The 12,896-nt window shown below is 47.4% G+C and carries 8 protein-coding genes; 3 read left to right on the plus strand and 5 right to left on the minus strand.

Translation table 11 applies throughout. The annotated features are described in order from the left end of the window. The first annotated feature begins 149 nt into the window (after positions 1-149). Both CLV42_RS11305 and CLV42_RS11310 read left to right on the plus strand, forming a co-directional pair. Positions 150-3,629, plus strand: a complete 3,480-nt coding sequence (locus tag CLV42_RS11305) for a TonB-dependent receptor (RefSeq protein WP_106602030.1) — start codon at positions 150-152, stop codon at positions 3,627-3,629. Positions 3,630-3,643: 14 nt separating this feature from the next. Next, a complete protein-coding gene (locus tag CLV42_RS11310; RefSeq protein ID WP_106602031.1) occupies positions 3,644-5,110 on the plus strand; it encodes a RagB/SusD family nutrient uptake outer membrane protein in 1,467 nt (488 codons plus the stop codon). 87 nt (positions 5,111-5,197) lie between these two features. Here CLV42_RS11310 and CLV42_RS11315 read toward each other — a convergent pair whose 3' ends face one another. The 4 genes from CLV42_RS11315 to CLV42_RS11330 are packed head-to-tail and all read right to left on the minus strand — an operon-like array spanning position 5,198 to position 9,668. After that, positions 5,198-5,959 (minus strand): copper homeostasis protein CutC, encoded by a 762-nt coding sequence (locus CLV42_RS11315; protein ID WP_106602032.1) that lies wholly within the window; start codon positions 5,957-5,959, stop codon positions 5,198-5,200. A gap of 10 nt (positions 5,960-5,969) precedes the next feature. Beyond that, on the minus strand, positions 5,970-7,022 hold the full coding sequence (locus CLV42_RS11320) for a N(4)-(beta-N-acetylglucosaminyl)-L-asparaginase (RefSeq protein WP_106602033.1): 1,053 nt from the start codon (positions 7,020-7,022) through the stop codon (positions 5,970-5,972). A gap of 38 nt (positions 7,023-7,060) precedes the next feature. Then, entirely contained in the window at positions 7,061-8,026 is a 966-nt protein-coding gene (locus CLV42_RS11325; RefSeq protein ID WP_106602034.1) for an ROK family protein, read from the minus strand. Next, a complete protein-coding gene (locus tag CLV42_RS11330; RefSeq protein ID WP_106602035.1) occupies positions 7,998-9,668 on the minus strand; it encodes an MFS transporter in 1,671 nt (556 codons plus the stop codon). Before CLV42_RS11330 ends, CLV42_RS11325 begins: the two co-directional genes overlap by 29 nt. 330 nt (positions 9,669-9,998) lie before the next feature. On the opposite strand from CLV42_RS11330, the gene CLV42_RS11335 reads away from it, so the two are divergent. Further along, positions 9,999-11,315, plus strand: coding sequence for a sugar MFS transporter (locus CLV42_RS11335; protein ID WP_106602036.1), 1,317 nt, complete (start codon positions 9,999-10,001; stop codon positions 11,313-11,315). A gap of 56 nt (positions 11,316-11,371) precedes the next feature. Here the strand turns inward: CLV42_RS11335 and CLV42_RS11340 are convergent, their stop codons facing one another. Then, positions 11,372-12,766, minus strand: coding sequence for a Gfo/Idh/MocA family protein (locus tag CLV42_RS11340; protein ID WP_106602037.1), 1,395 nt, complete (start codon positions 12,764-12,766; stop codon positions 11,372-11,374). Positions 12,767-12,896: the final 130 nt, after the last annotated feature.

The following is a 12,896-nucleotide window of genomic DNA, read 5'->3' on the forward strand; positions in this document are numbered from 1 at the left end:
TAACTATTGAACTATTAAAATTTAACAAACACAAAAAGTAAGGGGAAATGTGGCAACATTCCCCCTCAACCAAGATCAGCGAGAGACAGGTGTTTCATTTGGCGATGAGACCTGTCTGGCATTTTATTGACCTTAAACAATCTAAAAGTATGGAAAAAACCAGACTTAATCTGTTTCTTTTACCTAAACCGAAGTCTTTCCTAAAAGCAATTCTATTGATGAAACTGGCCTTTTTGCTGACGCTCGTGACCTGCATGCAGGTGTCTGCCAGTGTATACTCACAGAAAAGGTTCACCCTTGACCTGGAAGGTGTAAAGCTGGCTAAATTGCTTAAAATCATTGAAAAGCAAAGCGATTATCGTTTCGTGTACAGCAACGATGTAATTGCTGCTGATACGAAGGTGACGGTAGCAGTAACAGATAAGACTGTAGAGCAGGTATTAGACAAGGCGCTAAGCACCACCGGGCTTACGTTTCGCGTCATGTCCGACAAACTGGTAGGCATTGCTCTCAAGAATGAAGTCATAGCAGATATCAATATCAAAGGCCGCGTAACAGATGCTGCGGGCGCTCCGCTGGTAGGTGTAAGCGTGCGTATTGCAAAAGGCAGTAAAGGCACTGTTACCAATATGAAAGGTGAATACGAGATCGAAGCGCCATCTACCGCTACACTTGTATTCAGTTATATCGGTCATATTGACCAGGAGGTAGCTGTTAACGGCCGTTCCGCCCTGAATGTGGTATTACAGACAGATACCAAGGGCCTGAACGAGGTAGTGGTGATCGCTTATGGTACCGCCAACCGTAAGACTTTTACCGGCTCCCTGACACAGATCGATTCAAAATCACTGCAGACACGCCCTGTTACAAACGTGTTCAACGCACTGGAAGGTGCTGCTGCCGGTATACAGGTGAACTCCGGTAGTGGTCAGCCGGGTGATGGTCCCTCTATCCGCATCCGTGGTGTCGGTTCTATTAACGCATCCAGTGAACCGCTGTATGTAGTGGATGGGGTGCCTTTCACCGGTAATATTTCCAGTATCAATACAGACGACGTAGAGAGTATGTCCCTGTTAAAAGACGCTTCTTCTTCCGCCCTATACGGTGCCCGCGCTGCCAATGGTGTAGTGATCATCACTACCAAAAAAGGTAAACGCAACGGGAACCACATTCAGTTCAAAGCCATGCAGGGTGTTAGTTCACGTGCTATTCCCGAATATGATCGCGTAAATGCTTACGAGTATTATCCGCTGATGTGGGAATCTTACAGGAACAGTTTAATATCCCCTACCGTAACGCTGGAGCAGGCCAGCCAGACTGCTACCGCCAACATCAAATCCCGTCTGGGATACAATCCATTTAATGTTGCCAACAATGACATCGTACGTACTGATGGTACGCTGAACCATAATGCTAAACTGCTGTATGAAGATGACCTCGACTGGACAAAAGCCATCCAGCGTACTGGTAGCCGTGGTGACTATGGCATTAGTTTCAATGGTGGTTCAGACAAGAGTGATTATTTCATCTCCCTGGGTTATGTGAAGGAGAAAGGGTTTGTAATGAAATCTGATTTCGAAAGGATCACAGGTCGTGTAAATGTCAATACGACTCCGCTGAAATGGTTCAAGACCGGTATTAACGTGAATGGGTCTTATGTGAAATCAAACCAGGGAAATACTGTTGATAACAGCTCGTCCTATATAAACCCGTTTAATTTCACAAGGGGAATGGGGCCTATTTATCCCATTCATGTGCATGATGCCACTACAGGAGCTTTTGTGTTAGACCAGTATGGCAACCAACTCTATGATCGCGGTGATGGTTCACAGGGCGGACAGGCCGCAAGACCTGCGGGCGCCAATGCGGGCCGTCACGTGATCATGGAGACAGAACTGAATGACAACAGCTTCAAACGTAATACGCTGTCTGCACGTACATTCGGTGAGGTATCCTTCCTGCGTGACTTCAAATTCACTACCAACATCAGTGCGGATGTTACTAACGACCTGGTAGCTACTTTTGATAATACCAGCATCGGTGACGGCGCTCCTGCAGGCCGCGCCAGCCGCACCAACCGTGTGAGGACAGGCTTTACCTTCAACCAGTTGCTCAATTACAGTCATGCCTTTGGTTTGCATCATGTAGAGATATTGGCAGGTCATGAGAACTATGATATGACCTACAATTATTTCTATGGTTCAAGGCAGCAGATCATCCTCGATAATGGTAACTCTGAGCTGGGTAATTTTACGACTACCAACAGCCTGACATCCCGTACAGATAAATACCGCACAGAAGGCTTCTTCTCCCGTGCAAACTATAGCTACAATGAGAAGTACTTTGCTTCTGCTTCCTATCGTCGTGATGGAACCAGCCGTTTCTCTAAAGACCTGCGCTGGGGTAACTTCTGGTCTATAGGTGGTGCATGGAAGATCAACGGTGAAGATTTCATGAAAGATATCCGCTGGATAGATCTGTTAAAGCTACGTTCTTCCTATGGTTCTGTAGGTAATGATGCATTGCTGAATGCATCTGCCAACGATATCTATTATGCATGGCAGGCATTGTATGATCCTTATGCCAATGCTGACGAACCTGGTATGTTACAGAGCTCACTCACCAGCAACCTGGTATGGGAGCAGAACAAAAGTTTTGATCTGGGTGTTGACTTCAGCTTTTTACATGAACGCGTAAGTGGTAGCATCGAATACTTCCACCGTCAATCCGACAACCTGCTTTTCCGTGTACCGTTGCCATTGTCCAGCGGTCTGAAAGAACAGAACGCAAACGTAGGCTCTATGTGGAATAAGGGTTTCGAATTACAGGTAGGTGTTGATGTGATCCGTAATAAGGAGTTCAAGTGGAATGTAAATGTGAATGCTACTACATACAAGAACCAGGTGACCAAACTGCCTAAGGAAGAGATCATAAACGGTACCAAGAAGCTAATGGTAGGTCACTCACAGTATGACTATTGGGTAAGGGAATATATGGGTGTGGATGAAGCGGATGGTTCTCCACTGTACAGGGCGCTGAACACCGCATCTAATGCCAACAATACCACTCGTATCACCAAGGGCGGCGATACTGTCACTACGTTATTGTCCAATGCCCGTTATCATTATTCAGGTAGTGCGATACCTGATGTATATGGTGGTATCACCAATACATTCAACTATAAGAACTTCGAATTATCCATCCTGGTAAGTTACCAGATAGGTGGTAAAGTATATGATCAGACCTATCAGAACCTGATGCTCGGTGGCGTATATGGTACAGCGTTACACAAAGATGCGCTGCAGCGCTGGCAGAAGGCTGGAGATGTAACGAACGTTCCTAAAATGAACTTCGCCAATCCGACCAACCTGGCTTCCGGTACGTCTGACCGCTGGCTGACGGATGCGTCTTTCCTGAACCTGAGACGTGTGAGCCTGGGATACAATCTGCCGAAGGCATATACTTCCTTATTACATCTGGCAAGTGCCAACATTTTTGCGAGCGGAGAAAACCTGTTCCTGAAAACAGCGCGTAAAGGAATGAACGTGACACAGTCTTTCACTGGTGTTACTTCAAACGTATATGTGCCTGCCCGCGTGGTAACCCTCGGTATTAATGTTACACTCTAAAAAATGGAAAAAAGATGACGAAGAAATTATTATACACACTCATAGCAATACCTGTTTTAGTTTTCAGTGCCTGTAGCAAGGACTATTTAGATACTAATCCGACGGATTCTTATCCTTCAGAGTCTGTATTTACAACTGTACAAAATGCCTGGTCAGCCATCAATGGTATTCACCGTGCATTGTACATCCAGTATGATGCCCAGGACCAGGGTGGCCAGGGCAGTATCATGATCAACAACGATATGCTGGGGGATGACCTGGTAATGACGGCTGCTGGTAATGGCTGGTTCAACTCCAACTACCAGTGGTTGACACACCGCAATGCTTCTGCGACATTCCTGAAATTCACTTACCTGTTCTATTACAAGATCATCGCCAATGCCAACATGATCATTGATAATATTGACAAGGCAGTAGGTGATGACGGCGACAGGAAAGTGATCAAAGGACAGGCACAGGCTTATCGTGCATGGGCTTACTGGAACCTGGTGCAGATGTATGGCAAGCGTTATGATGCTACTACCGATAACTCACAGTGGGGGGTACCGCTGGTGCTGACAAGTACTACAGAAGGTTTGCCAAGAGCGACAGTAGCACAGGTGTATACACAGATAGTGAAAGATATTGATGATGCGATTGTAAACCTGGAAGGATTCAATAAAAAGCCAAAATCACATATCAGCATTAACGTAGCAAAGGGTATTAAAGCACGTATCGCGCTGACTATGCAGAACTGGGAGGTTGCAGCGACTTATGCGGCAGAAGCCAGGGCAGGAGTGGCGTTGATGAGCAATGCCGATTACAAGACCGGCTTCAATGATGTGGGTAATAAAGAGTGGATGTGGGGCAGTCACCAGATCTCTGAGCAGACCACTTATTTTTACTCTTTCTTCGCCTTTATGTCAGCGAATTATAACTCTTCCAATATCAGGACCAATCCGAAAGCGATTAACTCAGTATTGTATGGTAAAATCACCAACACGGACATACGGAAACAGGTATGGAGTAATGACGGGCAGGATGTACCTGTACCTACAGGCGGTGTAAGGTTCCCTTTCATCAATAAGAAATTCCTGGTGGCTACAGCGTCCAGCATAGGCGATGTTCCTTTAATGCGTGCCGCTGAAATGTACCTGATAGAAGCAGAGGCGAGGGCGCATCTTCACCAGGATGCGGCCGCAGCAGATGCATTGTATACGCTGGCAGTGAACCGTGATCCGCAGTATACAAAGAGCACCGCTACCGGCGATGCATTGCTGCAGGAAATCCTGACGCAGCGTCGTGTAGAACTGTGGGGAGAAGGCTTCCGTTTTTATGACCTGAAACGCCTGCACCTGCCGTTGAACAGAACAGGCGCTAATCATACAATTGCGTTGACAGCGGGTGTGATGGAAGTACCTATTGATGATATCCGCTGGGAGTTCCTGTTCCCGCAGGATGAGATCAATGCCAACAAGGCCATCCAGCAGAACCCGATATAACGATAATCAACAGATCTAAACCGATAAAAAAAGGGCGTCCGCATTTAGCGCGACGCCCTTTTGCTATGAATAAGCTTGTTGACGGTTTTAAATACCTGCCGCTTCCCTGGCTGCTGCCAGGATCTTCTTTACCTCACTTACCTGTGTTTTGGAGATGCCATATTCTGGTACGCCGGGAATGCCGCCCATGCTGACGTTCGGATTACGGTACTGCATACCGCTTTCCTCATACGCTTTAGCAGTGGTGTGAAACTCGGCCGCGCCGGTTTCTTTTACCAGTTCGGCAATGTTGTGCGAGCGTACGCCGGAACCCACCATAATAGCGATACGTCCTGCAGCTTTTTCCACCAGTGTTTTCAACAGGGGAATGCCTTCGGTAGCGGTATTCCGTTGCCCGGAGGTTAGGATACGTTCACAGCCGGTTTCAATGATATCTTCCAATGCCTGCAACGGATCTTCTGTCATATCAAAAGCACGGTGGAAGGTAACGCCCATTGGCCAGGCCAGTTTCACCAGTTCCTTTGTACGGACTACGTCCACTTTGCCATCAGCAGTTAACAGGCCGATCACCACACCATCACATCCCAGCGTCTTACACAGTTTGATGTCTTTCTGCATGAGTAAGAACTCCAGGTCGTCATACAAAAAATCTCCACCGCGGGGGCGGATGATAGGGTAGAGGTCGATCTGCACCTTTTCACGTGCTACTGCAATGGTGGCATAACTGGGTGTAGTGCCGCCTTCCAGCAGGTTATCGCATAGTTCTATTCGCTGTGCCCCGCCTTCTTCTGCAGCAATGCAGGAAGCTATGGAGGTAGCACAGATTTCAAGTGTGATCTTTTTATCCATTCTATGTTTATCAGAAATAATGCTTGCCGTCTATCAGGATGTTATTATCCTTTTCAGACTTTACAGCATAGTTAAATCCTTTCTGCAGGCAGTACGCACCATGCTCACCTTTTTTGTTGATGGCAAGGAAACCTACCTGTAAGCCCTGGGCCCTTTGTTTATTCTTCTTTACGATGCGTGTTACGGCTTCCTTACAGGCTGCTTCAGGGGAATAGCCCTGGCGCATCAGTTCTACCACCAGGAAGCTGCCCACTACGCGGATCACTTCTTCACCTACGCCGGTAGACGTGGCAGCGCCTATTTCGTTGTCTACGTAGAGACCAGCGCCGATGATAGGGGAGTCGCCCACGCGGCCATGTAGTTTAAAGGCCATACCACTGGTAGTGCAGGCGCCGGAGAGGTTGCCGTTGGCATCCATGGCGATCATACCAATGGTATCGTGGTTATACACGTTTCCAGGCAGTTTAAGCGGGTTAAAAGCCGTTCCCTTCTCAGGACCATAGGAACTGTTCTCTATGTTCATAATGGGCTTGTATTCGGACTTTTTCAGCCATTCGCGCCATGCCTTCTCAGATTCAGGTGTGAGCAGGTTCTCTTTTTTGAAGCCATTGGCTAAAGCGAACTGCAGGGCGCCATCGCCTACGAGCATTACGTGCGGTGTTTTTTCCATCACGGCGCGCGCTACGGAAATAGCGTGTACAACATGTTCCAGCGCCGCTACGGAGCCACAGTTGCCCAGTTCATCCATAATACAGGCATCCAGGGTAACACGGCCATCACGGTCGGGAAATCCGCTGTATCCTACGGTATGGTTGTTAGGGTCTGCCTCCGGTACTTTTACGCCGGCTTCAACGGCGTCGAGAGCACGGCCGCCACTCTTTAGTACGTCCCAGGCAGCTTCATTGGCCGCGCGGCCAAAATCCCAGGTGGAGACTACAATAGGCTTGGCCTTTGTTCCTTTCACAAAAGGGGCTGCGTGTGCCGGTTTAGATGTAACGCCATCTAAAGATAAAGCAGCGGCACCTAGTGCCGCTGCTTTCAGAAAATGTCTGCGATCTTGCATAATGCTTTATTTATGATACCGGTTTCCCGGCTGAAAGTTTAATCTTTCATTTCCCAGGCCAGTGCGCTGGCGCCTAATATCGCCGCATCACTTTCTTTCAGCTCGGAGAATACCAGCTTCACCTTGTTCTGGAAGATAGGCAGCAGGTTTTTCTCCATATGCTCGCGTACAGGTTTCATGATCATGTCGCCTGCTTTGGTCAGACCGCCGAAGAGGATGATCGCTTCAGGGCTGGAGAACATCACGAAGTTAGCTAAAGCCTCACCTAGTATCTTACCGGTGAATTCGTACACTTCCACTGCCAGTGGGTCGCCCTTCATGGCAGCTTCATATATCACCTTGGAATTGATCTCTTCTTTTGAATGCTCGCGCAGGATGCTTTTGGTATCCGGACGGTTAGCCAGGAATTCCAATGCTGTATTGGTAACACCGGTAGCAGAAGCATATGCTTCCAGGGAACCGTGTGCACCGGTACCAGGGTGATATCTGCCGCCTGGTATTACGATACAGTGACCCAGTTCACCGGCAAAGCCGTCGTGACCATAGATCAGCTGACCGTTGGCTACGATACCGCTACCTACACCTGTACCCAGGGTAATAACGATAAAGTCCCTCATACTTCTTGCCGCGCCATACTGGAATTCGCCCAGTGCAGCCGCGTTGGCGTCGTTAGTGAGTACAGCCGGAACACCGAACTTCTCAGCCAGCAATTTTGCCAATGGAATGACACCTTTCCAGCGAAGGTTAGGAGCGTATTCGATGTTTCCTGTATAAAAGTTACCATTTGGTGCACCTACACCGATACCTCTGATATTTTCAATGCCACCTACCTGTGCTATCAGTACGGAGAGGTGTTCATGCAGTTCATCCAGGAAGCCATGAACGTCCTCGTGTTGATTTGTAAGCATACGACCATCACACAGAATATTACCTCTGCGATCTACTATGCCAAACTTTGTATTGGTTCCGCCAATATCAATGCCCACCGCTAATTGCTGACTCATAATCTATTCCCTGTGATTTTAATATGTTTTTAACTCTGAATGCGAAGAAAGCCAGGTATGCAAAGCATATCACCGGTATAATGTAAGAATAATGAATGCCTATGGAAGGAATGTCTGCCAGACCACCCTGTACCGGAGGGATCAGGGATCCGCCCAGGATCATCAGGATCAGGAAGGATGAACCCTGGCTGGTATATTTACCCAGACCTGCGATAGACAGTGCGAAGATACAGGACCACATTACGGAACAGAACAGGCCACCGCTGATGAAAGCGAAGATAGCTATTGAACCGGTAGTGCATAAGCCGATCACCATTGCAAGGATGCCGAGCAGGGCGAATATCATCAGCGTTTTAGCTGGTTTTTCCTGTCCGGCGAAGAAACCGATGATCTGTACTACCAGTACACCGGCATAAGGATATAATACGCTTACGTCTGTACCTTTCAGGTGGTTAGCGCCAAGCACTACGCCATAGGCAATGAAAGGAACGAATACGGAAAGTATTTTACGGGAACGTTCGGAAAGGTTGAATACCGTGATAGCACCTGTCCAGCGACCCACCATCATGCTACCCCAGAAGAGGGATACATAAGGATCGATCTGCGATTCATTCAGGCCTTCCAGCGTGAAGAAACCAGGATGTTTCAGGAGGGCGCCCATGTTGCTGGCGATGGTTACTTCCACACCAACGTACACGAAGATGGCGATCATACCGAGGATCAGCTGCGGGTATTTCATTGCACCCCAGCCGTTACCGTCCTTCTGTGCTTTCATTCTTGCATTGAACAGGATACCGAAGATGCCGATGATACCTACCAGGAAGAATGGCAGTCCTACCTCCGCGGTGGGAGAGAAGCCAATGTTAGTTTTAATGGCGTTCAGTATAATACCAACAAGGATCAGGACGAACATAGCAGTGATACCGCTTAATGAACGGCTAGCCTTGGCTGATTGTTCAAATGGCTCGTCAGAAGTTTCTGAAGGCATTTTGGAGAACCAGAAGATGGCGGCAGCAACAAGGAACAATACGATCAACAGGATGTAGAGTGTATTGATCTTGCTGATATCTGTATCAGCAGAAGCAGCAGCATCTTTGGCAGAACCAAACAGCAGGATACTTACAACGAGTGGTCCGATGGTGGTACCAAATGAGTTCACACCTCCCGCCAGGTTAAGGCGGTGGGTGCCTTTAGCCGGATCACCCAGCAGGATAGCAAAGGGATTAGCAGCGGTCTGCTGCAGAGAGAAGCCCAAAGCAACAATAAAGAACGCACCGAGAATAAGATAGAAGGCCATAGTGGCATCAGCCATTTTATTACCGATATTCACTGCAGCGATCAATGCCACTGCACCTACTACGGAAATCAGAAGGCCATAAATAATCCCTTTCTGGTAGCCGATCTTGTTTAAAATATCTACGCCCCGCAGTGCTGAAAAGAGGTACAGCAACAGCGAGCCGATAAAGTAAGCGCCGTAGAACGAGAAATCGATTAATTGTGATTCCAGCTGTCCCAAGTGGAAGTGGGCCTTACAGAAGGGAATAAAGATGCTGTTCGATGCAGCAACAAATCCCCAGAAAAAAAATACAAGTATCAGTACAAAGAAAGATGGATGTGTACTTTGCTTTGTTTGTTGAGCCATAAACGTGTTAAATTACTGTAATTTTTGCGCGATAAATGTATAAATTATTTTTCGAGAATTCCTAAATTTCAAAAATAAATGTGCCTATTTTCCTGAGGCAAAAACGTTTTAGCTAATATGTTATAAAATTTCTATTTAAATTAGACATAGAGTGATAATTATTCCGGCTTGGGAGTGAAAAAACGTACTTTTTGAACCAATTAAGATGGGAATTTAACTTAAATCTATTAAAAAAGCGTATTTAGTTACAAATTCCTATGAAATGCAGAAATAGTTGACTAAGTTCGCAAGGATCAATCAAAATCATTAAATTTTATAAACAGGAATGTAATGGCTAACACCGCAACTACGCTTGCCCCGCCTAAACAGGCTGGCTATGTGCAATCGCTTATTATTCTGGGCGTGCTTTATTTTATGCTGGGTTTTATCACGTGGGTGAATGCCACACTGATTCCATTCCTGCAAATATCCTGTGAGCTTTCCATCGCTGAAGCGTTGCTGGTGACTTTTGCTTCTTATCTGGGATACTTTTTCCTGGCAATCCCATCTTCTTTTATCATTAAAAAGACGGGTTTTAAGAACGGAATGGCCTATAGCCTGGTTATCATGGCTGCGGGTTGCCTGGTATTCATTCCGGCGGCTAATACCCGTAGTTTTGGTCTTTTCCTGACAGGGCTGTTCATACAGGGGGCGGGCATGTCGCTCTTACAGACCGCTTCCAACCCTTACGTAAGTATTATCGGGCCTATCGAAAGTGCCGCTAAACGCATCAGTATGATGGGTATCTGTAATAAGATTGCTGGTACTATAAGTCCGCTGATCCTTGCTTCCATCATTCTTAAAAATGCCAGTGAGCTGGAATTGAAAATAAAGGCGGCAACAGATCTGGTCGAAAAAAGTACCTTACTGGACAGCCTGGCTTCCAGGGTGATCCTTCCTTATATCGTTCTTGCGGTTTTCCTGGTATTACTGGCGATAGCCATTGGCCGTTCTTCCCTGCCGGAAATTGAAACTGAAAGCGGACCTGTGGATGCGGCGGGAAAGACGCTGACAGACAACAGAACCAGTGTTTTCCAGTATCCTTACCTGTTGCTGGGCGCCCTGTGTATTTTCATGTATGTTGGTGTGGAAGTAATGGCTGGTGACGTAATAGGCACTTATGGCAGGGAACTGGGCATGAGCCTTGATAAAACGAAATATTTCACCACATTCACTCTGGCTGCCATGCTGGTGGGATACGTTGTGGGGATTATTACCATTCCGAAATACCTGTCTCAGGACAAAAGTTTACGTATCTGCGCTATTCTGGGTATACTGTTTACCACCTGCGCATTTATGACCAAAGGCTATACCGCAGTTACTTTCATTGCCTTACTGGGTTTAGCTAACTCCCTGATGTGGCCGGCCATATTCCCGCTTGCCATTGAAAAGCTGGGCAGATTTACAAAGCTGGGCTCCGCTTTCCTGGTCATGGGTATTGTTGGTGGTGGTGTACTGCCGCAGATATTTTCCCGTCTGTATAACCCTGAAAGTTTTATTTATGTGCAGGGTATGGACTTCAGGCATGCCTTCCTGTACTGTATGGTACCAGGGTATATCTACATTCTCTATTATGCAGTAGCCGGACACAAAGTAGGTAAGAAGTAATTACGAACTTGTTATAAGAACGAAGCCTTCCGCCATGGCGGAAGGCTTCGTTTATTTTAGTACTGGTCGTCCAGTGCAAAGATCGGTTTTCGGTTCATCCACCGGCCGCGGGTGAAATCAGGGATGTACTGCACATTCCCACCTTCTGCTACCGATTGCTCACTCAGTGGAGTGATAGCATACCAGGTAGCCAGGTCGTATACATCGAGGGCATAAGGCGCGCGCCGTTTAACGCTTTCTATAAAAGAGTTGATCACATACCAGTCCATACCGCCATGGCCTGCACCGGCAGCGCTGCTGGTGTAACGCTTCCATAATGGGTGATCATACCTGGCCATGTAACTGCCGGCATCCTTTTCTGTACCTGCTTTTTCCCATTCGTCATATGGGCTTTTCCCTTCCACATAGATAGAATCGAGATCGTCCATCCAGAGGCCATTGGTACCCTGTACGCGGAAGTTAAGCGAGTAGGGGCGGGGAGAATTGGTATCATGTGATAACATGATGGTCTCGCCGTTGTTGGTGCGGATCAGTGTGGACACGATATCGCCCAGTTTGAACTCCACCTTGGCATTCGGATGGCTTTCACCACCATTATCTACGATGTACTTATGCAGTCCCCTGGATTTGGTGGCTACAGAAGTGAGTGATAGCAGGCGGTTGCCGCGGTTGATGTTGATCATATTGGCAACGGGGCCCAGGCCATGTGTCGGGTAGAGGTCACCATTGCGGTGCACACTGTGATTGGTACGCCATTTGGCTTCCGACATGGCATTCTCTCCAAATTCAACACCACCACCATACAACTGTTTACCATTGTTGAATTTCACCTTGCGGAGGTCATGCTGGTAACCGCCCTGCAGGTGTGTCAGTTCGCCGAAAAGGCCCTGCCGTACCATGTTCAATACAGCCATCACGTCGCGACGATAGCATACATTCTCCATGCCGAACAGCGGAACGCCGGTGTCTTCGCTGGTATTGACCAGGTTCCAGCACTCCTGGATGTCAGACGCACCACATACTTCTACGGCCGGTGTTTTACCTGCTTTCATGGCAGCGATCGCCTGTATGGAATGCCATTCCCAGGGAGTAGCAATCACCACGGCATCGATATCATCGCGTTTTAGCATGTTGTGGAAATCTTCCGGACCGTTGCTGTATTCGGCTACTTTCTTCTTGCCGCCATAGGCTTTGTCGATCAACTGACGTGACTGGGGGATAGCCCATTTGGTGTCAGGATCGCAGATGGCAATAACATCTACATCGTCCCGGTGAAGGCATAGTTCCAGGTGCCCTTGTCCGCGGGCGCCGACTCCGATCAATCCTACTCTTACTTTTTCTTTTTTGGTGTTTGCAAAGAGGCGGGCAGGGGTATTGAGGAGGGTCAATCCTACACCTGCTGCCACAGTGTTTTTGAGAAAGTTTCTCCTGTGTAAGTGCTGCTTTTTCATGCGTGTAAAGGTTTTAGCCCTTGCTAAAAGAACGAGACTGCTGGTGTATGCATGTGATGTCTAAAAGTATAGAAAATGTGGTATAGTTGCTATAGTCGCTATAAAATAGTTTGCAGCCGTATTATCAGAA

It is taken from the genome of Chitinophaga ginsengisoli (genome assembly GCF_003014595.1).
GTDB lineage: Bacteria > Bacteroidota > Bacteroidia > Chitinophagales > Chitinophagaceae > Chitinophaga > Chitinophaga ginsengisoli.